The sequence below is a fragment of the Microbacterium lacus genome, from assembly GCF_002812805.1.
Lineage (GTDB): Bacteria > Actinomycetota > Actinomycetes > Actinomycetales > Microbacteriaceae > Microbacterium > Microbacterium lacus_A.
Genome location: NZ_NMUM01000044.1, coordinates 282,327 through 307,654, shown reverse-complemented (window position 1 = coordinate 307,654; position 25,328 = coordinate 282,327). Strand labels below are relative to the sequence as shown.

Below are 25,328 nucleotides of genomic sequence, written 5' to 3'. Positions count from 1 at the left end.
GTTTCGTCTCGCTCGCTCAACGAACGAGGTTGAGGCCGGTCAGCTCGGCGAGGGACTCGAGGGTGTTATCACCGAACGCCTCGCGGACGGCGAAGCCGTCGGGCGTGACGTCGAAGATGGCGTGATCGGTGTAGACGCGGCTCACGCACCCCACGCCGGTCAGCGGGTACGTGCACGCCTCGACGAGCTTGGAGTCGCCCTGCTTGGTCAGCAGGTCGGTCATCACGTAGACGTCCTTGGCCCCGATCGCCAGGTCCATCGCGCCACCGACCGCGGGAATCGCCCCGGGCGCGCCCGTCGACCAGTTGGCGAGGTCGCCGTTCTGGCTGACCTGGAAGGCCCCGAGGACGCACACGTCGAGGTGCCCGCCGCGCATCATGCCGAACGAATCGGCGTGATGGAAGTAGGCGGCACCCGCGAGCGCCGTGACGGGCTGCTTGCCGGCGTTGATCAGGTCGGGATCGATGCGCCCCGGCTCCGGTGCGGGACCCATGCCGAGCAATCCGTTCTCGGTGTGCAGGATGATCTCGAGGTCATCGGGCAGGAAGTTGGCGACCAGCGTCGGAGCACCGATACCGAGGTTCACATAGGCACCCTCGGGGATGTCGTCGGCGATGCGCTTCGCGAGCTCGTCGCGGGTGATGCGGGTGCTCATGCGGCATCCTCCTTCTCTTCGAGCGGTTGACCTTCGATGTCGACCCCTCCGACGAACTCACCGTCTCGGACCCATCGGCGCTCGCCGACGGCCACGACGCGATCAGTGAAGATGCCGGGCGTGACAACGGTCTCGGGATCGAGGGTGCCGAGCGGCACGACCTCGTCGACCTGCGCGACGGTCGTTGTCGCGGCGGCCGCCATGATCGGTCCGAAGTTGCGAGCGGTTTCGCGGTAGACCAGGTTTCCCCAGCGATCCGCGCGCAACGCGCTGATCAGCGCGAAGTCCGCCTTGATGGGGTATTCGAGCACGTAGCGGCGTCCGTCGATCTCGCGCTCTTCCTTGCCTGCGGCGAGCTCGGTGCCAACGCCCGTCGGCGAGAAGAATGCGCCAATGCCCGCGCCGGCCGCACGAATCCGCTCGGCGAGGTTGCCCTGCGGCACGAGTTCGAGCTCGATCTCTCCGGCACGATAGAGGCCGTCGAAGACCCACGAGTCGCTCTGCCTCGGGAACGAGCAGATGATCTTCCGTACCTGCTTGTTGGCCAACAGCGCCGCGAGCCCCGTGTCACCGTTGCCGGCATTGTTGTTGACGATCGTCAGGTTCTTGGCGCCGTGGTCGATCAGCGCGTCGATCAGCTCGACCGGCTGCCCCGCGCGTCCGAAGCCGCCGATCATGATCGTCGCGCCATCCGGGATGTCTCCGACCGCCTCTGCGACGGTCGGTACGGTCTTGTCGATCATGCCGCCTCCTTGCACATGTTCGCTGTGCGAACGCACGTTCGCTATACGTCCACTCTACTGCTGCTCCGCCGTCCGCGCCATCCCTCCCTGAACCGCTCCGCTGTCGCACATCGATGCTCGCGGGGTCGATAAAGGTCGATCTGCGACAGCGGAGTAGCGCGAATGGGACGCGAGGAACGGATGCCGCGGGAACCGCGACCCGGGCGGGTCAGACCTCGGCGAAGACCTCGCCGGCGATGCGGAACGCGGTGTTCGCCGCCGGGACACCGGCGTAGATGGCCGACTGCAGGATGACCTCGCGGATCTCGTCGACCGTCAGCCCATTCCGGAGAGCGGCGCGCAGGTGCATCGCGAGCTCTTCGTGATGTCCGAGCGCGATGAGCGACGTGAGCACCGCGATCGAGCGCTCACGCCGCTGCAGTCCCGGACGCGACCAGACATCCCCCCAGGCGACCCGGGTGATGAAGTCCTGGAAGTCCGCCGTCAGGTCTGTCGTGTTCGCGATCGAACGGTCGACGTGCTCGTCCGACAGAACAGCACGACGTACGACCATGCCCTGGTCGTAGCGCTCTTCGTCACTCAGGCCCTCGCCCGCGGGTCTGGTCATCGGCTCGTCCCTTCGAAGAAATCCTGCAGCAGCCGGGCGGTCGCCTCGGGCTGTTCGGCGGGGGGCAGATGCGCGGCCCCATCGATGCGGACAGCGCGACCGTCGCGGACGCCCTCCGCGATCTCCAGCGCCTTCGCCTCGGGCGCGACGGCATCGTGCTCGCCCCACGCCGCAAGCACGGGCGAGCCGACCTCGGCGAGCCGCCCCCGCACGTCGTACGCGGCGAGCGCCTCGCAGCAACGGGCGTAGCTGTCGTCGTCAGCATCCTGAAGGGCATGCAGCAGCCGGCCCGTCAGCTCGGGGCGCCGCGCGATAGAGTCCGGGGCGAACCAACGCTGCGCGGAACCGACGATCAGACTCGACGTCGACTGGGTGCGCGCCTGCGCGGCACGCTCGTGCCAGGCGGCAGGGTCGCCGAGCTGTGCACCCGACGCGACGATCGCGGCGCGGTCCACGAGCTCGGGATGCCGAAGACACAGCTCGAGGCCGACGGCACCACCGAGCGACACCCCCGCATACAGAGCCCGGCCGCCCCGTTCCCGGATGTGCTCGGCCACCGCGTCGGCCAGCTCGCCGACAGTGAACGGCTCGTCGGCAACGGGCGACGCTCCGTGCCCCGGCAGATCCCACGCGACGACGCGGTAGTCGGCGGCCAGCGCGGGCACGACGTCCTCCCAGAGGATCGTCGAGGTGCCGAGCGACGGTCCGAGCACAACAAGCGGCGCGCTTTCCGGGCCGGCCGGTGCGGTCACCGCAATACGCGGAACGGTCATGAGAGAACCTCCGGTGTTTCGCCATGGGGGCCACGCTCGCGCAACGCGCCATCGAGGTACGCCTCGGCGAGGCCGAGGTATCGGCCGGGGTCGACGAGCGCGTCGACGTCGAGGTCGGCCGCTTCGGGCAGCGCCCGCACGAGGTCGGCGAGGTCTGCTCCCCCGGATGCTTCGGCCACCAGGTGATCGAAACGCTCGCGCCCGATGAGGGGCACGAGCACAAGCGAGAGGCGCTCGCTGACGATGAGCGCGCCGGTCTGGGCGAGGTTGCGGGCGACCGCCGCACTGTCGACGGACAGTCCTGCCACGACACGAGCCGAGGTCGCCGCGGCCCCGAGCGCCAGCCGCAGCAGTTCGCGCAGCGTCGGCCATTCGGCGTGCCACGAGCCATCCGGACGCTCGTCCGCCGCGAGCGCTGCGGCCAGATGCAGCGTCGCGCCGAGCTGAGGTGCACGCAGCGCGGCCGAGCGAATCAGCACGGAGCCCGAGGGGTTGCGCTTCTGCGGCATCGCGGACGATCCACCGGCCGCACCCTCGGCGAGTTCACCGATCTCGGTGCGCGACAGGGTGGCGATGTCGGTGGCGATCTTGCCGACCGCATCGATCGCCTGCACGAGCGCGTCGCCCAGTTCGGTGACGGGCCACCTGTTGGTGTGCCACGGAGCATCCGGCACCGCGAGGCCCAGCGCTCCCGCGAAAGGCGAGGCCAGCCGAGCCGCCGCATCCGCTCCGGCGATCTCGACGATCGCCGCGAGCGTGCCGCCGGCGCCACCGAGCTGAGCGGGCAGGTGCGTCACCGCCGCCTCGAGCCGGTCGGTTGCCCGGCGCACGCCGCGCAACCACACGGCGGCGCGCAAACCCACGGTGGTCGGCACGGCATGTTGCGTGAGCGTGCGCGCAGCCCCGACATCTTCGGCATGCGTGCGAGCGAACGTCGCGAGCTCGACCTCGACCCTCCGCAGGTGCGCAAGAATCGCGCGACCCGCGCGGTACGACACGAGCATCAGAGCCGAATCCAGGATGTCTTGGCTTGTCGCGCCGCGATGCACCCAGCGCCGGGCAGACTCGGGCACCCGCGCCTTGAGCTCGGCCACCAGCGGGATGACCGGGTTGCCGCCCGAAACCGATGCCGCCGCCAGGACGACAGCATCGACCCGGTGCCCGAGGCATCCGCGTCCATTGCCCTGCCAACCGAGTGCCGTCGAGATGTCGTCGACGACCGCCGCCGGAGCGACACCCAGCGACCCATACGCCCGGGCGAGGGCGACCTCGACCGCCACAAGTGCGTCGAGAACCGCCTGATCCGCGACAAGGGCGTCGTGTCCGACACTCACGGGCGAGAGCAACCCCACATCGAACGCGGGCGACGACTCGCGCGCGCCGGATCGATCGGGGGTTGCATCAGAAGGCAAGGAAGACGGTCTCCTTCTCGCCCTGCAGCCGGATGTCGTGCCGCAGGTAGCCGTCGGGCGTGCGCGTTGCCACGAGCGTAGCGCGCTCGCCCGCCGAGAGGTCGGCCAGCAACGGGTCGGCGGCCAGGAGCGCCTCGTCCTCGGGGAGGTAGATGCGCGTGTGCAGCTTGTTCGGCAGCCCGCGCGCGAACACGACGACGGCGAAGAACGGCGCCTTGCCGTCGACCACGCCGGGGTTGCGGGTCCAGAACTCGTAATGCCCGTCGTCGGTCGTCGCCGCGCGGCCGAAGCCCGTGAAGGAGTGGTCATCGCGTCGGCGTGCGCCCCGCTCGCGCGAGACGGTGCCGTCGCTGTCGGCTCCCCAGATCTCGACGATCGCGTCGGGGATCGGTGCGCCCGACCCGTCATAAACCGTGCCACCGAGCACGATGGCCCCCGGCGAGTGCGGGAACGCGACTTCGTGCATCTTCGGGTAGTTGAGGCCGAAGGCGAAGAACGGCCCGATGGTCTGGCCGGGGGTGGGCTCCAGGCGCGTTTCGGTGGTCATCAGTGCTCTCCCTCGGGCTCGAACCAGGTCGCGGACGGGCCGTCGACGACGATGTCCCACGTATAACCCATCGAGAACTCGGGTACCGTGAGGTCGTGGTCGTAGACGCCGACGAGGCGATCGCGGGCCTTCTGATCGCGGATGGTGTTGTAGATCGGGTCGAGCGCGAAGAGCGGATCGCCCGGGAAGTACATCTGCGTGATGATCCGCTGCGTGAATCCCGTGCCGAACAGCGAGAAGTGGATGTGGGCCGGACGCCACGCATTGACGTGGTTCTTCCACGGGTACGGCCCCGGCTTGATGGTGGTGAAGAAGTACTCGCCCGCATCGTTCGTGATGGTGCGTCCAGCTCCCGTGAAGTTCGGGTCGAGAGGGGCTGGATGCTGGTCGCGCTGGTGGATGTATCGCCCGGCCGAGTTCGCCTGCCAGATCTCGACGAGCTGGTTCGCGAGGGGGCGACCCCAGCTGTCGAGCACGCGGCCCGACACCGTGATGCGCTCACCCAGGGGCTCGCCCGTGTGCTGCAGCGTCAGGTCGGTCTCGATCGCCGCGACGTCGCGCTGGCCGAACGCCGGCGACCACAGCTCGATCGTCTCGGGGTCGACCAGGCGCGGGTTCTTGGTGGGGTGGCGCAGCACGCTCGAGCGGTACGGCGCGAAGTCGTACAGCGTCGTGGGTGCGGGCGCCTCGCCACGCGCCTCGCGCGCGGCGTGCTCGGCGTGGATCTCGGCGATCTCGGCGTTGATCTCGCGCTGCGAGGGCATGTCCGGCGAGGCGAGCAACGACTCGGGTGCCGCGGCCTGCGGGGATGTGTCTGTCATGGTGTCTCCTTCGACAAAGACCTATCGAAAGGGTGACAGGCGCACCCCCCGCGTCCGGGTCCGATTCTCACTGAGTGGGATGCTCGTCGCGCAGGATTCTCGTCAGATCCGCCGCGGCCTGCGTCACGAGCGCCGCCAGCCGCCGCTCGTCAGCCCGTTCCATGCGGACCACCATCCCGATGGCCGCCGGGGGGAGTCCCGCGACCTTGCCGAGCGGCGCCGCGACCGAGATGTTGCCCAGCGTCATCTCTTCACGCGTGGTTGCGTATCCCCGCCGACGCGCAATCGCCAGTTCGGTGCGCAGCACCTCTTCCGTCGTGATCGAGTGCGTCGTCTCGCGGACGAGCGGCGTCGAGAAGTACTCCGCAAGCCAGTCCTCGTCGCGCGTGGCCAGCAACGCCTTGCCGACCCCGGTGGTGTGGAGCGGGTGCCGCCCGCCCATGCGACTGAGCGTGGGAATGGACGTCTGGCCCGTCACCCGACCCACGTAGAGCGCCGTCGCATGCTCGGGGGTCGGCGCATCCAGAACCGCGAGGTGGACGTTCTCGGCCGTCGCCTCATAGAGCCGCACCATGAGCGGAAGAGCGGTCTCACGCAGGCGCACCGAGAGCGGCGACAGTTCGCCGAGCTCCCAGAGGCGCACCCCGATCGTGTAGCGATGACCCGGGGCACGAGCGAGCAGGCCGAGCGCCGTCAAGCGCGTCAGCAAGCGATGCAGGGTGGAGGTCGCGAGGCCCGTTCGTTCGGCGATGACCGCCGCCGAGAGGGCCGGCTCGTCATCCGAGAAGCACTGCAGCACGTCGAGGGCACGCTCGAGAACGCCGTCGGCGCCCTCATCCCTCCGCATCGTGTCGTCGCTGCGCATCGTCGCTCCCCCTCCGTCACCGAGGCTATCTTGGGCGGATGGCGAACTCGCCGACGGGCGACACGATGGCGGAGCGGATCGTGCGCGTGCTCGATACCTTCAGCGGCGACCGCACGGTCCAGACCGCGGCGCAGATCGGCCGCCGTTCGGGGTTGCCGTCGTCCACGGCGCATCGCATTGTCGACGAGCTGGTGCGCGCCGGTCTGCTCGAGCGCGACGACGAGCACCGTGTCCGCCTCGGCATGCGGCTGTGGGAGCTCGCGCTGCGCGGATCGAGCGCGCTGCGATTGCGCCAAGCGGCGCTTCCGTTCATGACGACGGTGCAGGCACGCGTGCGCGAGCACACTCAACTCGCGGTGCTCGAACAGGACGAGGCTCTGTTCGTCGAGCGCCTCTCGCACCCCGAGGCCGGTGCCAACATCACGCGCATCGCCGGGCGACTGCCCCTGCACGCCTCGTCGTCCGGCCTCGTGCTGCTGGCCTACGGACCCGAGGACCTGCGCCGGCGGGTTCTCGGCGGTCCGCTCGTGGCCGTCTCGACCGAGACCATCACGGATCGGACCGTGCTCGCGCGTGTGCTCGACGACATCCGGCGCGTGGGCTACGTCGTCGCGCCCGGGTCGATCGAGAGCGTCTCGACGGGCATCGCGGTGCCGATCCGGGATGCCGGGGGCGCGGTCATCGCGGCCCTGTCGATGGTTCTCCCCCGTGATGCCCCGACGGCCGGACCGCTCGACGAGCTCCGCCGCGCCTCGGCCGGCATCTCCGCGGCCCTGTCCGCCGAGCCGCGCTGAGACCTCACCCCCGACCCGCTCCCCCGGCAGTAGATGCGACGTGCGGCGCCTCGAGATCGCAACAAGTGCCAGGGGAGCGTGTCCGGAAAGCCAGCGGTGCCCATTCAATGGGAAGGCACGTGCGCGATGGTCAGGGGGGCGGGATGCTGAGGGGAACACCACGTCGAAGGAGACGCCACCATGACCGAGACCGTCCGCACGCGGGTCGCGATCGTCGGAGCGGGACCCGCGGGTCTGCTCCTCTCCCACCTCCTCGCTGCGGCGGGCATCGAGTCGGTCGTGATCGACCAGCGCACGCGCGACGAGATCGAGAGCACGATCCGTGCCGGCATCCTCGAGCACGGCACCGTCGACGTGCTCACCTCGTCGGGCGCCTCAGACCGCGTTCTGACCGTCGGGCACCGCCACGACGGCATCGAACTGCGCTTCGGGGGCCAGGGGCACCGCATCGACTTCCCCAGCCTGACCGGCCGAAGCGTCTGGCTCTACCCCCAGCACGAAGTGCTGAAGGATCTGATCGCGGCTCGCCTGGCGGGCGGCCAGGACCTGCGTTTCGGCGTCACGGCGCTCCGCGTCGAGGGTGCCAATACCGATCGCCCGCGAGTGTTCGCCGAGGATGCCGAGGGCAAGGCCTTCGAGATCGACGCCGAGTTCGTGGTCGGCGCCGACGGCTCCCGCAGCGTCGCTCGCGCGGCCGTCACGGGCTCGTCGACCGGCGGATACTTCCGCGAGTACCCCTTCGCCTGGTTCGGCATCCTCTGCGAGGCGCCGCCGAGCTCGGAAGAACTCATCTACAGCAACTCCGCCGAAGGATTCGCGCTGATCAGCCAGCGCAGCGCCACCGTGCAGCGCATGTACTTCCAGTGCGACCCCGAAGCCGATCCCGAAGCACTGAGCGAAGAGGAGATCTGGGAACAACTGCAGATCCGCGTGCCCGGCACGACCCTGCAGCAGGGACCGATCTTCCAACGCGACGTCCTGCGCTTCCGGAGTTTTGTGGCACATGAACTGCGCGCGGGCCGCGTCGCCCTCGTGGGCGATGCCGCCCACACGGTGCCGCCGACGGGCGCAAAGGGCATGAACCTGGCCGTCGCCGACGTGCTGCTTCTCGAACGTGCCCTCCGGGCGCTGCTGCTCGAGAACGACGAACGCTTGATCGACGGCTACGCCGAAACGGCACTGCAGCGCATCTGGAAGGCGCAGCACTTCTCGTGGTGGATGACGAGCATGCTGCACGTCGCACCGGATGCCTCGGACTTCGATCGTCTGCGTCAGGTCGGCGAGCTGCGGAGCGTCGTGGAATCCGAGGCCGGACGAACGTACCTGGCCGAGGCGTACACGGGGTGGCCACTCGCTTCCGCCGGCCACTAAGCGAGGGCCCACCGGTCGTTGAGCGAGGAGCGCAGCGACGAGACGAAACGAAACGCCAGCAACTCAACGATCGGGAGCGGACACCCGGATGCCGCCACAGTTCGGCTAGAGTCCGGTGATCATGGGCTCCGACGACGAATCACGCACGGATGCGTCGTGGATGACGAGCTCGACGGCATCCGCCTCCGCGGGTCCGGACACGACGGGGATGCGAAGCGTCAGTTCACGCGGCGCGGGAGCGGCTCTGCTCGTTGCCGTCTGCCTGGTCGCTGCGAACATGCGCCTGAGCATCACGGCCGTCGGGCCCCTGCTCGATCAGATCGGCACGGACACCGGACTCTCGGTCGGCACGCTCGGCCTGATCGCGGCCGTACCGCTCGTCGCGTGGGCGGCGGTGTCCCCGTTCGCCCTCGCGCTCAGCCTTCGGTTCGGGATGTCCCGGGTCGTGCTGGGCTCGCTGCTCGTGTTGCTCGCCGGCACGATCGTGCGCTCGCTGCCCGGTCCGACCGTCAGCCTGTGGATCGGGACCGTGCTGATCGGCCTCGCCCTCGCGATCGCCAACGTGCTGATGCCCGCGGTGATCAAGCGGGACTTCTCGACGCGCGTGCCGGTCGTGATGGCGGCGTACACCGGATTGCTCGGGGGCGTCGGTGCCATTTCGTCGGGAGTCGCCGTACCCCTGTCGTTCCTCGGCGACGAACAGTCCGGATGGCGCATCGCACTGCTGGTCACGGGTGCCGGCCTGCTGATTCCCGCCATCGGGGTCTGGGCGTGGGCCACGCGCGGCCACCACGCGGTGCATCTCGCCCGCCCCGTCACAGCACGCTCCCGCACCGGAATCTGGCGCGATGCTCTGGCCTGGCAGGTCGCGGCGTATATGGGCTTTCAGGCGGCGACCTTCTACATGATGCTGACCTGGTTGGCCGCGATCTCGACGTCGATCGGGCGATCCGAGGTCGTCGCCGGATTCGACGTGATGATCTACCAGCTCACGACCATCATCGGCTCGATCATCGTGCCGCTCCTGCTCCGCGGGCCCGCCGAGCGATACGTACCTGCGGCGATTCCGATCGTCGGGATCGCGGGGATCGCCGGCCTGATGCTCGCGCCGGAGGGCATCGTCGTGTGGGTCCTGATCGCGGGGCTGTCGTCGGGCGCTTCACTCAGCATGGCCCTGACCCTGATGGCCCAGCGCGCTCGCACGTCGGACGCATCCGCCGCCCTCTCGGGTATGGCGCAGTCCGTCGGCTATCTGATCGCCGCCGCGGGGCCCGTGCTGTTCGGCTGGCTGCACGCGGGGCTCGGCGGCTGGAACTTCTCGCTTGCGCTCCTCATACTCGTGCTCGTCGCACAGTCGGTGACGGGCGTCTTCGCCGGACGGCCCAGATTCGTCCTCGAGCACCGTCAGCCGCTGGGCTGACCAGACCAACCGTCAGGCGACGCGTTCGCCGCACATGCCGCACACCCCGGTCGGCGGCACTTCCACGAAACACGTGGGGCACACCGGCGCGACTCGTTCGGGCACGGTGGGGCGCCGGGGTGCGGCGGCTCTCACGGCGCGCGCAGCGGTGCGGCGCAGGCGGACGACTTCCTCCGACTCGACGGGGGCCGGCGGTGGCGGCAGATGCGCCGCGCAGTGAAACCGGACGACGCCCGCATGGCTCTTCGGGTTCCGCCGCCTGACCGCCCAGAGCGCGTCGCGCTCGTGCGGAGCCGAGTCGATCCCGCACTCCGAGCACCGCGTCGGATCGCCGGGCACGACGTCCGCGACGAGCACGGGAACGTCGAAGGGGAGTTCTTCGCGCCAGTCCGACGAGCCGGTGATCTTCACCCCTCCACGGTACGCGCACGGCGGCACTATGGATCACCCTCCGTGACGGGAAGCCCACCGCAAGGCGTCAGTCGGGGAAGGCGACGAGCTGCAGCAGGCTCGCCAGCCGCTCGCGCTCGCTTGGCGAGAGACGTGCGAAGACCTGCTCTTCGGCGCGCCGGGCCTGCACCCGGGCCTGCTCGTACAGCGCTCTCCCCGCGGCGGTCGTGACGACCACGTTCGTCCGCCGGTCGGCCGGATCGGCTTCTCGGGCAACGAGCCCGCGCGTTTGCAGGTCGTCGACGAGTGCCACGACCTGGCTGGGATCGAGCCGCAGAAAATCGGCCAGATCACGCTGAGAGGGACGTGAGCCGTCGGCGGCCAGGGCGAGAACCGAGTAGGAGCGAGCACGCAACCCGATCGTTGCGAGCGCGACGTTGCCCGCCGCGAGCGAGTAGGCGTTCGCACGGGCGAGCAGAAAGCTCAGGTCATCCCCGAGGGCAGCGCTGAGCCTTCCCTTCCGGGTCACGGCGGGCTGCTCGGCGCTCATGGGAGCGATCCTAGCAAAGGTGGTCGCATTCAATAATTGACAATCTCAACTGTCGGGTCTCTAATGGACGCAGAGATACGAAGGAGTCATCCATGTCGCTGGAAGGCAAAGTAGCCATTGTGACCGGATCGGGGCGCGGCCTCGGACTGGCCTACGCCACCGAACTCGCCCGACAGGGCGCATCCGTCGTCGTCAACGATGTCGATGAGCAGATCGCCGCCGACGCGGTCGCGGCCATCGAAGCGGCAGGCGGAACAGCCGTCGCCGTCGTGGCACCCGTCGGTCCGACCGAGACCGCCAAGCGCCTCGTCGACACGGCGATCGAGAAATTCGGGCGTCTCGACATCCTGGTCACCAACGCGGGCGTCCTGCGCGACACCGTGCTCTGGAAGATGAGTGACGACGACTTCGACACCGTCATCGGCGTCCACCTGCGGGGCACGTTCACCTGCGTTCGCGAGGCCGCGATCCGCATGCGCGAGCAGGCCGAGGGCGGTCGCATCATCTGCATCGGATCGCCCACCGGACAGCGCGGTACCTTCGGCCAGACGAACTACGCGGCTGCCAAGGCCGGCATCGTCGGCATGGTCCGCACCTGGGCCCTCGAGCTGAAGCGCGCGGGCATCACGGCGAACGCCGTCGTTCCCGTCGCCGCGACCGGCATGACGGCAACCGTCCCGTACTTCGCCGCGGCCGTCGAGGCCGATCGCGCCGGTGAGCCGATGCCCCCCTTCTTCCGTCACGATCTCGGCTTCGGCACTTCCGACGATGTCGCGGGTCTGATCTCTTATCTCGCCTCGGATGCCTCGACCGACATCACCGGTCAGGTCATCGGCATCGGCGGCGACCGTGTGCAGATCTGGTCGCACCCCGAGGCCGTCGCGACGGCGTACCACGACGGTGGCTGGTCGGCGGACGATCTCGCCGCCGAGTTCCCCGCGTTGATCGCCGAGCACGGCCAGAGCGTCGGCGAGACCTTCCCGCCCCTTCCCGACGAGTTCCAGCGGCCCGCGCAGCCCTGACCCCAAGACGCCGCAGCGCCGCTCCGCGCACAGCCCGCCACACAGGGCCCGCCGCATCCGGACACGTCACATCCGCCCAGCCGAATCGAGCACCACCGCACATGACCCGCTACGAACCCGCACTCGACATCGAGGCGATCCAGGCGATAGACATGCACGTGCACATCGAGATCGGCGAGCACGGTCACGGCTCGCTGCCCCCCGACCTCGCCGAAGCCGCCGCGAAGTACTTCAGCGCCGAGATCGGTCGCCCCGACCTCGACTCGGTCGCGAGCTACTACCGCGAGCGGAACATGGCGGCCGTCGTGTTCTCGGTCGACTCCGAGACGGCCCTGGATCATCCCCCGATCCTCAGCGAAGAGGTCGCCGACGGCGCCGCTCGCAACAACGATGTGCTCATCCCTTTCGGCTCCGTCGACCCGAACAAGGGCGCGGCCGCGGTCGACCGGGTGCGGTACCTCGTGGAGGAGTACGGGGTGCGAGGGTTCAAGTTCCACCCCACGGTGCAGGGGTTCGACCCGAGCGACACCGCGTGGTTCCCGCTCTACGGCGCGCTGCAGGATGCCGGTGTCGTTGCGCTGTTCCACACGGGGCAGACCGGGATCGGCGCGGGCATGCCCGGGGGTCGCGGATTCCGGCTCGCCCTGTCGAACCCGATGCTGCTCGACACGGTCGCGGCCGAGTTCCCCGAACTGCAGATCATCATGGCGCACCCCTCCGTCCCCTGGCAGGACGAGGCTCTTTCGGTAGCCACGCACAAACACAACACGTGGATCGATCTGTCGGGTTGGAGCCCGAAGTACTTCCCCGCCGAGCTCGTCCGCGCCGCGAACTCCTATTTGAAGAACCGCGTCCTCTTCGGCTCCGACTTCCCGCTGCTGACGCCGGATCGGTGGATGCGCGATGTCGAACAGACCGCGCTCAAGCCCGAGGTCATGCCCGGCATCATGAAGGAGAACGCGGTGCGCCTTCTGGGGCTCGGCTGATGAGTCTCGTCACCCTCCGCAGCACCGAGCCGTTCGGCTTCGACCCGCTCGGGCTCGCCGAATCCCACCTGAGCGAGGCCGCGCGTGGCACGCTCGCCCGGCTCGGCGACGTGCTCGACCGTGAGGTCCGACCGCTTCTCGCGAACGCGTGGGAGACCGCAACGATGCCCGCGGCGATCCTGGATGCGCTCATCCCGCTCGACCTCATGCATCCCGAGGGCGTCGAACCCGAAGAGGCCGGCTCGTCCCTGTTCTCCGGATTCCGTAACTTCGTGCTCGCACGCACGGATGTCTCGGTCGCGACGCTCTACAACGCCCAGTCGGGGCTCTTCCGCTCGACCGTCGCGCTCGGCGGGTCGCCGCAACAGGTCGCCGCGCTCGACGCCCGGATCGCCTCGTTCGACGTTCGCGGGACGTTCGCGCTGACCGAGCCCGGCCACGGTTCCGACATCGCGGGCGGACTCGCGACAGCGGCCCGGCGCGACGGCGAGGACTGGGTCATCGACGGCGCCAAACGTTGGATCGGAGGCGCGGGCGACGCCGATCTGCTCGCGGTCTTCGCACGCGACGTCGCTGACGGACACGTCAAGGCCTTCCTCGTCCCCCGCGATGCGCCGGGGGTCACCCTGACCCGCATCGAGGGCAAGGTGTCACTCCGCCCGATGCAGAACTACACGATCACGTTCGACGGCGTGCGGGTCGCCGAGTCGTCGCGGCTGCAGCGGGTCGACTCGTGGCGCGACGTCGCGCGGATCCTCCGGGTGATGCGTTCGGACGTCTCCTGGATCGCGGCCGGACTGCAGGCCGGTGCCCTCGAGGCCGCCGTCCGCTATGTCCGCGAACGCGAGCAGTTCGGGCGTCCCATCGGCGGCTTCCAACTCGTCCAGGAGAAGCTCGCGCGGATGCTGGGAAACCTGACGGCCTCGCTGACTCTCGTCACCCGCCTCTCGGTCCGGCAGGACGAGGGCGAGTTCGTCGACGAGAACTCGGCCCTCGCCAAGATGCAGACGGCGCTGTTCGCCCGCGAGACGGTCGCGCTCGCGCGCGAGGTGCTCGGGGGGAACGGCATCCTTCTCGAGCACGACGCCGCTCGGTTCTTCGCTGACGCCGAGGCCGTCTATTCGTACGAGGGCACGCACGAGATCAACGCCCTCATCGTCGGTCGCGCCCTCACGGGCGAGGCCGCATTCACCTGATCCGCGGTCTATCCGCCATCGCGAAAGAGAGAACACCATGACCACGACCGTCGCCTTCGCCGACCTGCAGACCCTCGTCGGGCAGAACCTCGGGTACTCCGACTGGTTCGACGTCACGCAGGAGCGCATCAACACGTTCGCCGACGCCACCGATGACCACCAGTGGATCCACGTCGACCCCGAGCGCGCCAAAGAAGGTCCCTTCGGTGCACCTATCGCCCACGGATTCCTCACCCTGGCCCTGTTCATCCCGCTCTGGGTCGACCTTCTCGACGTGCAGGGAGCCACGACGAAGGTCAACTACGGACTCGACAAGGTCCGCTTCGTCTCACCGGTTCCCGCGGGTTCGCGCATCCGCCTGACCGCTACCGTGGCCGAGGTCAGCGAGGCCGGCGGCGGCATCCAGATGACGGTCGACGCCACCATCGAGATCGAGGGTGGCACCAAGCCCGCTGTCGTGGCACGCAGCCTGCAGCGCTTCTACGCCTGATCCCTCCGTCGTTCAACGATGCACAACCACGGACTGGGCGCGTGGATGTCCACGCGCCGCCTGAAGAGCCCCGACACGGTGGCGCTGGTTCACGGTGAGGGCGAACGCCTCACCTATCGGGATCTCGCGGACGACGCGGATCGCGTGTCCGCACTGCTCTGGCACCGCGGCATCCGCAAGGGCGACACCGTGGCGTACCTGGGCGAGAACAGCCCGGACTTCATGCGGGTGCTCTTCGGTGCCGCTCAGCTCGGTGCGATCTTCGTGCCGCTCAACACGCGGCTCGCCGCGCCCGAGTTCGCATACATGCTGACCGACTCGGCCGCCCGGGTGCTCATCCACGATCCCGAGTTCGCCGAGCGCGTCGCACCGGGCGTCGAGGCAGCGAACGTGGTGCACGTGATCATGACCGGCGAGGGCGAGGCCGCGTCACCGGGTCTGAGCACCCTGTTGCATCACGCATCGGGTGGGCATGCCGACACGGCGGTGACGCTTGATGACCCCGCCGCGATCATCTATACCTCGGGCACGACGGGCAAACCGAAGGGAGCCGTCCTCTCGCACGGCAACCTCACCTGGGTATCGCTCAACTGCATCGTCGACTACGACGTCGTCTCGTCCGACGTGAACCTGCTCATCTCGCCGCTCTTCCACGTCGCGTCGCTCGGCATGGGTGCCCTCCCCGTGCTCATGAAGGGCGGGACAATCGTCCTGGAGAAGGGCTTCGACGCGGGTCGCGTTCTCCGTCTCATTGCGGAGCACGGCGTGACGATGCTGAGCGGTGTACCCACGACCTACCAACTGCTGGCCGATCACCCGGATTGGGATGCCACCGACCTCTCGACGCTCGCCAAGCTCACGTGCGGCGGTTCCGCGGTGCCGACCCGCATCCTGAACGCGTACGAACAACGCGGTCTGTCGTTCTCGCAGGGGTATGGCATGACCGAGACCTCGCCCGGTGCGACCTCGCTGTCGCCCGCGATGACGCGCGAGAATCAGGGCAGCGTCGGCCTGCCCCACTTCTTCACCGACGTCCGGATCGCGGATGAGAACGGCGCGATGGTGCCGCGTGGCACGGTCGGCGAGATCGAGATCTCCGGCCCCAACGTCTTCCTCGGTTACCACGGCAATCCCGAGGCGACCGCCGAGGCGTTCACGAGCGACGGATGGTTCCGCTCGGGCGATCTGGGATACCTCGACGCCGACGGTTACCTCTACATCGCCGACCGTCTGAAGGACATGATCATCTCGGGGGGCGAGAACATCTATCCGGCCGAGGTCGAGAACCTGATCAGCGACCTGCCCGGGGTGTCGGGCGTCGCCGTGATCGGCGTGCCCGACGAACGCTGGGGCGAGGTGCCATGGGCGGTCGTCACGATGCGTGACGGAGCCGAACTCGACGTCGCATTCGTGCGCGAGAGCCTCGACGGGAAGATCGCGCGCTACAAGATCCCGAAGAACGTCGTCGTCGTCGACGAGCTGCCCCGCACCGCCTCCGGCAAGGTGCGAAAGCCCGACCTCAGGCAGCGCTTCGGCGGCTGAACGCACGCTCGTCCCGACTGCCGGCGCTCAACCGGTCAGCTCGGACGGCGAGAGGGAACGACCGATCATGGCCTCGAACTCGCGTTGCGCCGCCGGCGCCAGCTCGGCGCGACGCGCCCGATACGCCCGGACCGTGCGCTCGGCGGGCCACGCGGGACCCATGAACTCTGCGGGCAGTCGGGGATCGGTGCGCAGCAGCACGATCCAGTCGGTCACGAGACAGACGAGAGCGGGAAGCGCCGCCCCCGCACCATCACGCGCCCCGGGCTCGGACCACGTCTCGAGGAACCGCTCGTGCTCGGCACGAATCGCAGCGATGTCCCAGGCCTCTCGGACGGACTGCGAAACCGGGTACGCCGGCAAGTCCTCCGCCCGGAATGCCGTCACGGCGTTCGCGGGCAAAACGTCGCGCAACGGTTCGAGGGCGGCCACCAAGTCGACCTCTCCGGGTGCGAGCCAGAGGCCGTCCCGGAGCGGGGCGAAGCCCTCCCAGGCCAGGGTCGCACGCAGCCGATATCGATCCGAGCGCTGACCCTCGGGCAACGAGAAGGTCACGAGCGTCCACCCGGTGCCCTGCGGGTCGAACGGTCTCGTCGCGTGCACGCGCTCCGCCGCTTCCCGCAGCACCTCACGCGTGTCCTCGAGCAGACAGAACGCGATCTCGCGGCCGACCTTGACGCGCTCGAGCAGACCGCGGCGTGCCATGCGATCCAACGTGGCCCGGGTCGCGGGTGGCGCAACGGCCGCCCCCTCGAGCACATCGAGGAGCACGCTCGCCCGAACCGGCTCGTCGACGCGGTCGAGCACGAACTCGCCGAGAAGCGACAACAGCAGTTGCTTGGGTTGGCGAGCGCGCACCCTTTCCTCCCCGCGACCGTTCCGTCCGCTCACGCGGTCGGACGGATCGCCTCCCCGCGCTTGGCGCGCTGGATCTGCTCGTAGACATGCGTGCGCAGTTCCGTGAACCGCGGCAGCGCACGCGTCGTGATCTGGTCCCGCTCGGGCGCCAGGTCGATCGCGAGATCCTCCTGAACCCAGGTGGGCGACTTCGAGAGTACGACGACGCGCTCGCCCAGATAGACAGACTCGTCGATGTCGTGCGTGACGAACAGGATCGACATGCCCCGCTCGAGGTGGAGCTGGCGTACGAGGTCTTCGAGGTCCGCGCGCGTCTGGGCATCGACGGCCGCGAACGGTTCGTCCATGATGAGGACCTCCGGCTGGTACGCCACAGCACGCGCGATCGCGACGCGCTGCTGCATGCCGCCCGACAGCTGCCAGGGGTAGCTCTTCGACGCGTGAGCGAGCCCGACCGCCTGGAGAGCGTCGTCGACGAGCTGAGTGCGCTCTGTCTTGGACAGCTTCTTGTGCTTGAGGGGCAGCTCGACGTTGCCGCGGACGGTGAGCCACGGGTACAGGCTCCGCCCGTACTCCTGGAAGACCAGAGCCATGTTGGGCGGTGGCCCCGTGACCTTCTTGCCGTCGAGTGTCACGGTTCCCGCCGTCGGCCCCAGCAGGCCCGCGATGCACTTCAGCAGCGTGGTCTTGCCGCATCCGGACGGGCCGACGATGACGACGAGCTCACCGCGCCTCATCGAGAAACTGATGTCGCCGATCGCCTCGACGTTGCCGGTGGACGATTCGTAGACCTTCTTGAGGTTCGTGACCTCGAGGAGCGTTTCAGGCACGCTCCACCTCCTTGATTCCGTGGTACCAGCGCAGGACGCGGCGTTCGACGATGGTGAAGATGACAGAGAGCAGAACACCGATCAGGCCGAGCAGCACGATGCCGCTCCACATCTCGGCGATCAGGTAGTTCGTCTGGAAGAACTTGATCTGGTAGCCGAGACCAGCCGATGCGTAGAACAGCTCCGAGATGACCATCATGATCAGCGCGACCGACAGGGTCTGACGCACGCCCGCCATGATGCGGGGGCTCGCGGCCGGCAGAACAAGATTGAACAGGCGCTCCGAACGTGTGAGCGCGAACGAGCGGGCCGTCTCGGTCATGACCGCGTCGGTGGAGCGCACTCCCTCGATCGTGTTCAACAGGACGGGCCACAGCGAGCCGGCGACGATCACCACGACCTGCATCGTCGGGTTCGTACCCAGCAGCGCCGCGATGACGGGAATCAGGACGGGCGGCGGAATGGCGCGGAAGAACTCGAGCATCGGTTCGAGCAGCTCGCGCAGCCAGCGCGTGAGGCCGATGATCGTGCCTGCGGCGATGCCGATGGCGACCGCGAGCACGATCGCAATCGCCAGTCGCGCCACACTCGGTACGACGTCGGTGAAGAAGGCGGGGCCCACCCAGGTGTCGACGAAAGCCTCGTAGATCGTGAAGGGGCTCGGGAAGAACTGCGCCGGAGCGAGTGTGCCCCAGATGCCCCAGACGACGAGCAGCAGGATCGGGAGCCCGATCGCGTAGAGCGTGCTCTCGCCGAGCTTGGCCCACACGCGGGACTTCTGTCGCGGGGTGCGTACGGTGCTGGTGTACAGAGTCACAGGACATCGTCCCCTCGTACGGACTGATGCCACGACAGCGTGCGTCGCTCGATGGCCCGGAAGACGAGGTTGATGATCAGGCCGAGAACGCCCGTCACGACGACGATCGCGTAAACCGTCGTGTAGTTGCCGATTCCGGCGGCGACCGCGAGCTCACGGCCGAGCCCCGGGTTGCCGATCGTCATCTCGGCCGTGATCGCCAGGATCAGCGCGACCGCGGCCGCGAGACGCAGTCCGGTCATCAGGTAGGGCAGAGCGGTCGGCAGCACGAGATTCCGGATGCGCGAGGCCCGCGGCAGGCCGAAGCTGCGCGCCGTGTCGCGCGCGACGGTGTCGATGTCCGCGACCCCGTAGAGCACCTGGACGAAGATCTGCCAAAAGGCGGCGTAGACGATGATGATCAGCGCCGCCTGGATCTGCAGCCCGTAGGTCAGGATCGCAAGCGGGATGAGCGCGACCGACGGGATCGGTCGTAGGAACTCCACCACGGTGTGCGTCGCCCGTCGGAGGAACGGCACCATGCCGACGATCGCGCCGAGCGCCGTACCGGCGACGGTCGCGATGGCGAGACCGATGGCCCACGCCGTCATGGTGCGGCCGACGTTGCGCCAGAACTCGAGGTCGGACATCTCGAGCCCGAGTTGGCCGAACGTGTCGGTCGCCGAGGGCAGCTGTTCGGGGTTGACCCAGCCGAGCGTCGACGCCAGCTGCCAGGTCGTGAGAAATCCCACCACCCCGAGCGCTCCGAGGGCGACCTTGCGAGCCGAACGCAGATTACGTCCGCGCCGAAGACGCGCACTCGTTTCGGGATGCGGCGCCGAGCCGGCGTCTGCCGGCGCGTCGATGACGGTCACGTGCGCTCCTGATGCTTGCGGGGCTGGGGATGCGGGGCGAGGGGGATGCCGCCGGAATCGACGCATCCCCCTCGAACCGTTACTGCTGCTGCAGCAGTCGCTCGAAGTCGGGCAGCGCGTCGATGTACTCGTACTCGACGGCGAGATCGCCGAGCGTCTCGATGCTCTCCGTGTCGAGCTCCCAGGTGAACGTCGGCAGCACGATGCCGGCCGCTGCCTCTGCCGGGATGTCGAGCCCCGTGGCGATGGCTTCGCGCACGGCGTCCTCGTTGTCGGCCGCGTAGGCGAGGGCCTCGGCCATCGCCTCCGAGTAAGACGCCACGAGCTCGGGGTCCTCGTCGAGCATCTTCTGCGTGGTGATGTTGGTCAGCACGGTCAGACCCGGGATCACGGCCTGATAGGGCGACACGACCGACACGCCACCTGCGCCGAGGACGATGCCCCGGAACGGGTCGGGAACCCACGCGGCGTCGATCGTGCCGGCGTCCAGTTGCGCCTTGGCCTCGGGGAACGCGACCTCGACGAACTCGATGGTCGACGAGTCTCCGCCGTCCGCGTCGACTGCCGCGCGAATGGTGAGGTCGCCCGCGGCGCCGAGGGAGTTCACCGACACCTTCTTGCCGGAGAGGTCCTTCGGGCTCGCGATGCCCGAATCGCCGAGGGCGACGACCGCGTTCACGTCCTCGCCGTCGGCGAGGCTGTTGGCGTAGTCGCCGATGATCGCGATGCCGAGGTCTTGCAGGTCGGCACGGATGGGGCCGAACGGCTGCCCGATCGCGAACTGGATGTCTTCGCTCAGCAGGGCGGGGATCGCCTGGGCGCCACCCTGCGCGGGCACGACCTCGACGTCCAGGCCGTGCTCTTCGAAGATGCCGGCGTCGATGGCCGCCCAGAGGGCGCCCGTCTCGGCGATGGGGAGCGCGGCGACGCGGATCTGGCGAAGTTCGCCATCACCCGATTCGCTCGGCGCGGTGGACGGGCTGGCGCCCGAATCGGTGCATCCGCTGAGCGCGATGGCAGCCGTGGCTGCGATGGCGATCGCGGCAAGACTCTTCTTCACTGATAAGCCTCTCGTCGTCGGTCAAGGGTCGCCGCCGCAGCTTCGGAAGACTCGCCCAGGCATCACTGCTCGAACGGGGGACACAACACTGTGGTGACTCAGTCATCGTGAGTCACCACAGTGCCAATGTCAAGGTTTTCGTGACGCCCGTCACGTAATTGTTGAATAAGCTCCGGAAAGAGCCCGCGACCCCGCAGCGCGAGGGTGCCCGTTCCGCAGCGCGAGGGTGCCCGTTCCGCAGCGCGAGGGTGCCACACGAGCGCCAGAACGGGCACCCTCGTGGTCAGAACGGGCACCCTCGCGGCAAACAACGGGCACCCTCGCGGTGAGGTCAGAGCGGGTACTGCCCGGGCTCCCGGCGCATCGTGATCCAGCGCGTCTCGGTGAACGCGTCGATGCTCGCCTGAGCGCCACCGTGGCGTGAGCCCGTGCCCGACGCACCGGTACCGCCGAAGGGGGCGTTCGCCTCGTCATTGACGGTCTGGTCGTTGATGTGCACGATGCCCGTCGGGATCCGCTGCGCCATCGCGAGTCCCCCGAGCACGTCCTTCGTGACGATGCCGAGCGACAGGCCGTACTCGGTGTCGGATGCGAGCGCCACCGCCTCGTCGTCGGTGGAGTACGAGACGACGGATGCCACGGGCCCGAAGACCTCGTCGCAGTACGCCGCGGCGTCCTTCGGCGTGTTGGCGAGCACGGTCGGACGGTAGAAGAGGTCTTCGTACGTTCCGCCCGCTCGCAGTTCGGCGCCCTGGGCCACCGCATCCTGCACGAGTGTGTGCACACGATCGCGCTGGACCTCGTCGATGAGGGGCCCGAGGTGCACCGGGCCCGCTGCCGGGTCTCCGACGTGCATGGAGTCCGCCTTCTCGGCGAGCGCGGTGACGTACTGCTCGTAGAGCGATTCGTGCACGATGTGCCGGCCGACCGTCATGCAGATCTGGCCCTGGTGCAGGAACGATCCCCACGTGGCGAGGTTCACCGCCTGCGCCACATCCGCGTCCTCCCGAATGATGAAGGCCGAGTTGCCGCCGAGCTCGAGGTGGGCGCGCTTCAGGTGGCGACCCGCGAGCTCACCGACGATCCGTCCGGCGCGGGTGGATCCCGTGAAGGCGATGACGCGCACGCGCGGGTCGGCGACCATCGCCTCGCCTACGTCGGCACCGCCCGGGACGAGCTGGAGCAGTCCCTTCGGCAGTCCCGCCTCTTCGAAGATGCGCACCATCGAGACCCCGCCGGTCACGACGGTGCGCGGGTCGGGCTTGAGGATGACGGCGTTGCCGAGCGCGAGGGCCGGCGCGACGGCACGGATGCCGAGGATCAGGGGCACGTTGAACGGCGAGATGACGCCCACGACACCGACGGGCATCTGCTGCGCGAACGACAGGCGCGGCTCTTCGCTCGAGAGCACCGACCCGAGCGGCGCGGAGGGGAGAGCGGATGCCTCGTAGCATTCGGCCGCGGTGACGTGCAGCGCGAACCCAGCGAGCGGGGGGATGGCTCCGACTTCGCGGGTGTTCCACCCGCCGATCTCTTCGGCGTACTGCTCCCAGAGCTGCCCGGCGCGGCGCAGAACGGCGGCGCGTGCGGGGTGCGGGGTCGCCGCCCATTCCTTCTGCGCCCGCGCAGCGCCTTCGGCGGCGCGGGTGACGTCACCGGGCCCGGCGATACCGACCGTCGCGAGGGTCGCGCCGGTGGCGGGTTCGAGAGAGGCGGCTGTTCCGCCTTCACCGTCCACCCATTCGCCATCGATGAAGATCTTGCCGCCGAACACCGTCTCGTCGATGAGGGTGCCGGTCGAGGTGATCGTGCTGGACATGTCGTTCTCCTCCGTGGGTGCGCCCGGCGTCGTCCGAGCCTTCGTCGATCTATTCGTGAGAGAGCCGAGCGAGTCGCGCCGCGCGGCGCCCCTCGGTACTGAGTGCGAAGCCGCGGCGGATGACCCGCATGGCGTCTTGCGCGAGCCCCACACCGTCGAGGTACGGTGCCCGCCAGATCGCGAGCATGTCGCTCGCCCCGGGCGAGAGTACCTCGCGTGAGAACGCTTCAACACCCAGGCGGCCTGTGTATCCGCTATCGAAAGCGTGGCGGACGAGCTCGGGTACATCGACCGCGCCGCGGGAGAGCCCGCCGCGCCCGGATTGGCCGAGCTCGAGGTAGCCGAGCCGCGGAAGCGCCAGCGTGATCGCTTCGGCGAGGTCCCCCTCTTCGACCGCCATGTGGAAGGTGTCGAGATGGATGCCGAGGTGTTCGGAACCGCTCGCCTCGACGTACCGCATCGCCTGGGCGGCGGTGTTGATCGCCGACGTCTCGTAGCGATTGAGCACCTCGAACGTCATCGTGATGCCGCGCTCGTGCGCGTAGTCGGCGACCCGGCCCACCTCGACCGCGGAGCGCGAGAGCGCGGACTCAGGCGTGGGGCCCGTCGGCGACCCGAACAGCCCGTATGGGACACCGTTCATCTGATCGCCGCCGAGCGCGGCGGTCAGCTCAACGGCAGCGCGCAGGGCTGCGGCGCCCGCGGCACGTTCGTCGGCGTCGTCGGACGAGACATCCGCTCCGGGCAGCTGTCCCGCGATCGTGATCGGAGCGATGCCGCGCGCCGCGAAGACGCGCGCGAGGCCGGCGACATCGATCGATTCGGGATCGAGGGGTGGCAGGACCACCCGGCGGTAGCCGGCCTCGACGAGCGCGTCGAGTGCCGCGGGCAACAGGTCCGACGCCACATCCGCGAGCACCACGTTGAGGTGGCAGGCGACGTCGAGGTCAGGGGGCGCGGATTCTGCGTCGAGGCTCATGGTCCGGGCCTCAGAAGGTCGGCAGGTTGAGCCGCTGCTTGAAGACCGAGTACCCGTCGTCCACGCTCACGACGGTGCCGTTGATGACATTCGCCTCGTCGGACGCCAGGAATGCCACGACGTTCGCGATCTCTTCGGGCTCGGTCATCTTGTTGCGCAGCTGCTCGGCGGCGAACGTCGCCTTCAGCTCGTCGCTGAACTGGTTGATGATGGCCGTGCCCACGCGGCCCGGGGTGATCGCGACGGCACGCACGCCGAACTCGGCCAGTTCATACGCGGCCGAGCGCGTGAACGAGATGACGGCGGCCTTTGCGGCGCTGTAGGTGAACGAGAGCTCGGCGGCCTGCTCGCCATAGATCGACGAGGTGCTGATGATCACGCCACCCGTGCCCTGGTCGCGGAACTGCCGACCGGCGGCCAGGATGCCGTAGTAGACGCCGTCCTGGTCGACACGGATCATGGGTGCGTAGTCGACGGCGGGGTCATGGTCGAGAAGAGGCTTGCCGCCCGCGATGCCGGCGTTGTTGAAGATCACATCGAGCTTGCCGAAGACCTCGACCGCGCGGGCGACGGCGGCCTCGACCTCGGCGAAGACCGAGACATCGACTCCGACGGCGGCGACACTGCCCTCGAAACCCTCACTCGCGATCTCTTGCGCGGCGGCCTGCGCCTGCGCCTGGTTGATGTCGGCGATCATGACATTCGCGCCCTCACGGACGAACTTCCGAACCGTGGCGAGACCGATGCCGCTGGCGCCACCGGTGATGAGCGCGACTTTTCCGTCGAGACGCATGGGTATTCCTCTTCTTCGAGTGTATGGATTCGCAGATCCGGTCATCGTTGGATCGGCGGAAGTGAATGGTGCGGGGGCGGATGCCGGAGCACCCGCCCCCGCGGGCACAGCGGTCGAGCGTTAGAGCTGGTCGGACGGGGTGGTGTCGGCCGCGTTGTCGACCGTGACGAGCGTGACGTCGACGGCGACGAAGTTCTCGGCGGGCATCGTGCCATCCTCCTGGTAGGCCAGGACGTCCTCCATCAACATGTCGAGCACGACGGGCCAGGGCTGATCGATCGTGGCGAGCATGTTGCCGCCGGCCTCGATTGCCGCGAGCGTCTCGGCCAGAGCGTCGACACCCGTGACGGGTGCATCGGATCCCGACTCGGACAGGCCCTGAGCAGCACCGAGCGCCGCGTCGTCCCAGCCGGCCCAGACGGCGTCCAGGCCGTCGGGGTTGGCGGAGAGGTAGTCCGTGACGAAGTTGAGCGCCTCGGTACGACCCGTCGCCGGGTTCGTCACCTGCTGCGGTTCACCGCCGACAACCGTGGCACCCGCGGCTTCGAACGCCTCGACCGCGAAGCCCGAGCGCTGGCGGATGCCGGCGTGCGGGTCGTGGCCGATGACCATCACCGTCTTGCCTTCCAGACCGCCGATGTCCTCGCCGATTGCATCGACGGTGATGTCGACGATCTGCTGCTGGTTCGTCGTGATGTTGGTGGCGAAGGCGTCGGTCGGCTCAGTTCCGGCGTCCATCGAGAAGATGGGGATGCCGGCATCCTGGGCCGCGGTCACGATCGACCCGATCGACGAGACGTCGGTGTACCCGTCGAGGATGACGTCGGCGCCCTGACCGATGGCGCTCTCGACAGCCGGGTTCATCTTCTGGAAGTCGAAGTCGCCCTGGATCATCGTGAGATCCCAGCCGAGCTCTTCGGCCTTGGCCGTGACGGCCTTGACCCACCAGGCGCCGACCGGCGTCTGGTTGCCCGAGGTGAACGCGATGACCTTGAAGGGGTCGTCCTCGCCACCGCCGCCGGTGTTGTCGCCGGAGCCTCCGCCCGAGCAGCCGGTGAGAGCGAGGACTGCAGCGGCTGCGAAAGCAGCCACCACCTTGAATTGTGTACGCACGTATCTACTCCTTTGTGTGAT

At 68.7% G+C, this 25,328-nt stretch carries 27 protein-coding genes; 8 read left to right on the top strand and 19 right to left on the bottom strand.

What is annotated here, in order from left to right; genetic code table 11:
- Positions 1-16 precede the first annotated feature (16 nt).
- From CGU34_RS16295 to CGU34_RS16260, 8 genes are all read right to left on the bottom strand, one after another.
- A complete protein-coding gene (locus CGU34_RS16295; protein WP_036298592.1) occupies positions 17-655 on the bottom strand; it encodes a 3-oxoacid CoA-transferase subunit B in 639 nt (212 codons plus the stop codon).
- Positions 652-1,398 (bottom strand): 3-oxoacid CoA-transferase subunit A, encoded by a 747-nt coding sequence (locus tag CGU34_RS16290; RefSeq protein WP_100814704.1) that lies wholly within the window; start codon positions 1,396-1,398, stop codon positions 652-654. Before CGU34_RS16290 ends, CGU34_RS16295 begins: the two co-directional genes overlap by 4 nt.
- Positions 1,399-1,606: 208 nt before the next feature.
- The gene (gene pcaC, locus CGU34_RS16285; protein WP_100814703.1) at positions 1,607-2,005 is read right to left on the bottom strand and encodes a 4-carboxymuconolactone decarboxylase; all 399 of its coding nucleotides are present in this window, start codon (positions 2,003-2,005) and stop codon (positions 1,607-1,609) included.
- The gene (locus CGU34_RS16280) at positions 2,002-2,778 is read right to left on the bottom strand and encodes an alpha/beta fold hydrolase (protein WP_100814702.1); all 777 of its coding nucleotides are present in this window, start codon (positions 2,776-2,778) and stop codon (positions 2,002-2,004) included. Before CGU34_RS16280 ends, pcaC begins: the two co-directional genes overlap by 4 nt.
- Positions 2,775-4,190 (bottom strand): lyase family protein, encoded by a 1,416-nt coding sequence (locus CGU34_RS16275; RefSeq protein ID WP_232711719.1) that lies wholly within the window; start codon positions 4,188-4,190, stop codon positions 2,775-2,777. Before CGU34_RS16275 ends, CGU34_RS16280 begins: the two co-directional genes overlap by 4 nt.
- Positions 4,180-4,737, bottom strand: a complete 558-nt coding sequence (pcaG, locus tag CGU34_RS16270) for a protocatechuate 3,4-dioxygenase subunit alpha (RefSeq protein ID WP_100814701.1) — start codon at positions 4,735-4,737, stop codon at positions 4,180-4,182. Before pcaG ends, CGU34_RS16275 begins: the two co-directional genes overlap by 11 nt.
- Entirely contained in the window at positions 4,737-5,558 is an 822-nt protein-coding gene (gene pcaH, locus CGU34_RS16265) for a protocatechuate 3,4-dioxygenase subunit beta (RefSeq protein ID WP_100814700.1), read from the bottom strand. The genes pcaG and pcaH overlap by 1 nt, the downstream gene beginning before the upstream one ends.
- 67 nt (positions 5,559-5,625) lie before the next feature.
- Positions 5,626-6,423 (bottom strand): IclR family transcriptional regulator, encoded by a 798-nt coding sequence (locus CGU34_RS16260; protein ID WP_232711718.1) that lies wholly within the window; start codon positions 6,421-6,423, stop codon positions 5,626-5,628.
- Between the two features lie 38 nt (positions 6,424-6,461).
- Here CGU34_RS16260 and CGU34_RS16255 point away from each other — a divergent pair, with 38 nt between their 5' ends.
- The 3 genes from CGU34_RS16255 to CGU34_RS16245 all read left to right on the top strand — a co-directional run bounded on the left by CGU34_RS16255 (position 6,462) and on the right by CGU34_RS16245 (position 10,008).
- Entirely contained in the window at positions 6,462-7,217 is a 756-nt protein-coding gene (locus CGU34_RS16255; RefSeq protein ID WP_036298607.1) for an IclR family transcriptional regulator, read from the top strand.
- Between the two features lie 180 nt (positions 7,218-7,397).
- Positions 7,398-8,588 (top strand): 4-hydroxybenzoate 3-monooxygenase, encoded by a 1,191-nt coding sequence (locus CGU34_RS16250; protein WP_100814699.1) that lies wholly within the window; start codon positions 7,398-7,400, stop codon positions 8,586-8,588.
- Positions 8,589-8,709: 121 nt separating this feature from the next.
- The gene (locus tag CGU34_RS16245; protein ID WP_232711717.1) at positions 8,710-10,008 is read left to right on the top strand and encodes an MFS transporter; all 1,299 of its coding nucleotides are present in this window, start codon (positions 8,710-8,712) and stop codon (positions 10,006-10,008) included.
- Positions 10,009-10,020: 12 nt separating this feature from the next.
- On the opposite strand, the gene CGU34_RS16240 is transcribed toward CGU34_RS16245, so the two are convergent.
- Positions 10,021-10,419, bottom strand: a complete 399-nt coding sequence (locus tag CGU34_RS16240) for a hypothetical protein (protein WP_036298613.1) — start codon at positions 10,417-10,419, stop codon at positions 10,021-10,023.
- A gap of 67 nt (positions 10,420-10,486) precedes the next feature.
- On the bottom strand, positions 10,487-10,948 hold the full coding sequence (locus CGU34_RS16235) for a MarR family winged helix-turn-helix transcriptional regulator (protein WP_100814698.1): 462 nt from the start codon (positions 10,946-10,948) through the stop codon (positions 10,487-10,489).
- Between the two features lie 92 nt (positions 10,949-11,040).
- On the opposite strand from CGU34_RS16235, the gene CGU34_RS16230 reads away from it, so the two are divergent.
- The 5 genes from CGU34_RS16230 (at position 11,041) to menE (ending at position 16,184) form a co-directional block, all read left to right on the top strand.
- Positions 11,041-11,970, top strand: a complete 930-nt coding sequence (locus CGU34_RS16230) for an SDR family oxidoreductase (protein WP_100814697.1) — start codon at positions 11,041-11,043, stop codon at positions 11,968-11,970.
- Between the two features lie 101 nt (positions 11,971-12,071).
- Positions 12,072-12,956 carry an amidohydrolase family protein gene (locus CGU34_RS16225; protein WP_100814696.1) on the top strand — a complete coding sequence of 295 codons (885 nt, stop codon included), beginning with the start codon at positions 12,072-12,074 and terminating at the stop codon, positions 12,954-12,956.
- Positions 12,956-14,152, top strand: a complete 1,197-nt coding sequence (locus CGU34_RS16220; RefSeq protein WP_100814695.1) for an acyl-CoA dehydrogenase family protein — start codon at positions 12,956-12,958, stop codon at positions 14,150-14,152. The genes CGU34_RS16225 and CGU34_RS16220 overlap by 1 nt, the downstream gene beginning before the upstream one ends.
- 37 nt (positions 14,153-14,189) lie before the next feature.
- Positions 14,190-14,642: a MaoC family dehydratase gene (locus tag CGU34_RS16215; RefSeq protein ID WP_036298621.1), complete on the top strand. Its 453-nt coding sequence runs from the start codon at positions 14,190-14,192 to the stop codon at positions 14,640-14,642.
- A gap of 18 nt (positions 14,643-14,660) precedes the next feature.
- Complete coding sequence (gene menE / locus CGU34_RS16210; protein ID WP_100814694.1) at positions 14,661-16,184, top strand: o-succinylbenzoate--CoA ligase; 1,524 nt, start codon at positions 14,661-14,663, stop codon at positions 16,182-16,184.
- A 27-nt stretch (positions 16,185-16,211) separates the two neighbouring features.
- Here menE and CGU34_RS16205 read toward each other — a convergent pair whose 3' ends face one another.
- The 9 genes from CGU34_RS16205 to CGU34_RS16165 all read right to left on the bottom strand — a co-directional run bounded on the left by CGU34_RS16205 (position 16,212) and on the right by CGU34_RS16165 (position 25,307).
- On the bottom strand, positions 16,212-17,042 hold the full coding sequence (locus CGU34_RS16205) for a PaaX family transcriptional regulator (RefSeq protein WP_051513496.1): 831 nt from the start codon (positions 17,040-17,042) through the stop codon (positions 16,212-16,214).
- A 29-nt stretch (positions 17,043-17,071) separates the two neighbouring features.
- Positions 17,072-17,872, bottom strand: a complete 801-nt coding sequence (locus tag CGU34_RS16200) for an ABC transporter ATP-binding protein (RefSeq protein ID WP_036298628.1) — start codon at positions 17,870-17,872, stop codon at positions 17,072-17,074.
- On the bottom strand, positions 17,865-18,689 hold the full coding sequence (locus CGU34_RS16195) for an ABC transporter permease (RefSeq protein ID WP_036298632.1): 825 nt from the start codon (positions 18,687-18,689) through the stop codon (positions 17,865-17,867). Before CGU34_RS16195 ends, CGU34_RS16200 begins: the two co-directional genes overlap by 8 nt.
- On the bottom strand, positions 18,686-19,543 hold the full coding sequence (locus tag CGU34_RS16190; protein ID WP_232711716.1) for an ABC transporter permease: 858 nt from the start codon (positions 19,541-19,543) through the stop codon (positions 18,686-18,688). The genes CGU34_RS16195 and CGU34_RS16190 overlap by 4 nt, the downstream gene beginning before the upstream one ends.
- 79 nt (positions 19,544-19,622) lie before the next feature.
- Positions 19,623-20,603 (bottom strand): ABC transporter substrate-binding protein, encoded by a 981-nt coding sequence (locus tag CGU34_RS16185; protein ID WP_036298634.1) that lies wholly within the window; start codon positions 20,601-20,603, stop codon positions 19,623-19,625.
- Between the two features lie 331 nt (positions 20,604-20,934).
- On the bottom strand, positions 20,935-22,422 hold the full coding sequence (locus tag CGU34_RS16180) for a benzaldehyde dehydrogenase (RefSeq protein ID WP_036298635.1): 1,488 nt from the start codon (positions 22,420-22,422) through the stop codon (positions 20,935-20,937).
- Positions 22,423-22,471: 49 nt separating this feature from the next.
- The gene (locus CGU34_RS16175) at positions 22,472-23,401 is read right to left on the bottom strand and encodes a sugar phosphate isomerase/epimerase family protein (protein ID WP_100814693.1); all 930 of its coding nucleotides are present in this window, start codon (positions 23,399-23,401) and stop codon (positions 22,472-22,474) included.
- Positions 23,402-23,411: 10 nt separating this feature from the next.
- Positions 23,412-24,194 carry an SDR family NAD(P)-dependent oxidoreductase gene (locus tag CGU34_RS16170; RefSeq protein ID WP_100814692.1) on the bottom strand — a complete coding sequence of 261 codons (783 nt, stop codon included), beginning with the start codon at positions 24,192-24,194 and terminating at the stop codon, positions 23,412-23,414.
- Between the two features lie 120 nt (positions 24,195-24,314).
- Complete coding sequence (locus CGU34_RS16165) at positions 24,315-25,307, bottom strand: sugar ABC transporter substrate-binding protein (protein WP_157811359.1); 993 nt, start codon at positions 25,305-25,307, stop codon at positions 24,315-24,317.
- Positions 25,308-25,328 lie beyond the last annotated feature (21 nt).

What these genes read in the sequence shown, in the direction of transcription:
- CGU34_RS16295 (WP_036298592.1), bottom strand. Translation starts at nt 655, where the DNA reads ATGAGCACCCGCATCACCCGCGACGAGCTCGCGAAGCGCATCGCCGAC.
- CGU34_RS16290 (WP_100814704.1), bottom strand. Translation starts at nt 1,398, where the DNA reads ATGATCGACAAGACCGTACCGACCGTCGCAGAGGCGGTCGGAGACATC.
- pcaC (WP_100814703.1), bottom strand. Translation starts at nt 2,005, where the DNA reads ATGACCAGACCCGCGGGCGAGGGCCTGAGTGACGAAGAGCGCTACGAC.
- CGU34_RS16280 (WP_100814702.1), bottom strand. Translation starts at nt 2,778, where the DNA reads ATGACCGTTCCGCGTATTGCGGTGACCGCACCGGCCGGCCCGGAAAGC.
- pcaG (WP_100814701.1), bottom strand. Translation starts at nt 4,737, where the DNA reads ATGACCACCGAAACGCGCCTGGAGCCCACCCCCGGCCAGACCATCGGG.
- pcaH (WP_100814700.1), bottom strand. Translation starts at nt 5,558, where the DNA reads ATGACAGACACATCCCCGCAGGCCGCGGCACCCGAGTCGTTGCTCGCC.
- CGU34_RS16260 (WP_232711718.1), bottom strand. Translation starts at nt 6,423, where the DNA reads ATGCGCAGCGACGACACGATGCGGAGGGATGAGGGCGCCGACGGCGTT.
- CGU34_RS16255 (WP_036298607.1), top strand. Translation starts at nt 6,462, where the DNA reads ATGGCGAACTCGCCGACGGGCGACACGATGGCGGAGCGGATCGTGCGC.
- CGU34_RS16250 (WP_100814699.1), top strand. Translation starts at nt 7,398, where the DNA reads ATGACCGAGACCGTCCGCACGCGGGTCGCGATCGTCGGAGCGGGACCC.
- CGU34_RS16245 (WP_232711717.1), top strand. Translation starts at nt 8,710, where the DNA reads ATGGGCTCCGACGACGAATCACGCACGGATGCGTCGTGGATGACGAGC.
- CGU34_RS16235 (WP_100814698.1), bottom strand. Translation starts at nt 10,948, where the DNA reads ATGAGCGCCGAGCAGCCCGCCGTGACCCGGAAGGGAAGGCTCAGCGCT.
- CGU34_RS16230 (WP_100814697.1), top strand. Translation starts at nt 11,041, where the DNA reads ATGTCGCTGGAAGGCAAAGTAGCCATTGTGACCGGATCGGGGCGCGGC.
- CGU34_RS16225 (WP_100814696.1), top strand. Translation starts at nt 12,072, where the DNA reads ATGACCCGCTACGAACCCGCACTCGACATCGAGGCGATCCAGGCGATA.
- CGU34_RS16220 (WP_100814695.1), top strand. Translation starts at nt 12,956, where the DNA reads ATGAGTCTCGTCACCCTCCGCAGCACCGAGCCGTTCGGCTTCGACCCG.
- CGU34_RS16215 (WP_036298621.1), top strand. Translation starts at nt 14,190, where the DNA reads ATGACCACGACCGTCGCCTTCGCCGACCTGCAGACCCTCGTCGGGCAG.
- menE (WP_100814694.1), top strand. Translation starts at nt 14,661, where the DNA reads ATGCACAACCACGGACTGGGCGCGTGGATGTCCACGCGCCGCCTGAAG.
- CGU34_RS16180 (WP_036298635.1), bottom strand. Translation starts at nt 22,422, where the DNA reads ATGTCCAGCACGATCACCTCGACCGGCACCCTCATCGACGAGACGGTG.
- CGU34_RS16175 (WP_100814693.1), bottom strand. Translation starts at nt 23,401, where the DNA reads ATGAGCCTCGACGCAGAATCCGCGCCCCCTGACCTCGACGTCGCCTGC.
- CGU34_RS16170 (WP_100814692.1), bottom strand. Translation starts at nt 24,194, where the DNA reads ATGCGTCTCGACGGAAAAGTCGCGCTCATCACCGGTGGCGCCAGCGGC.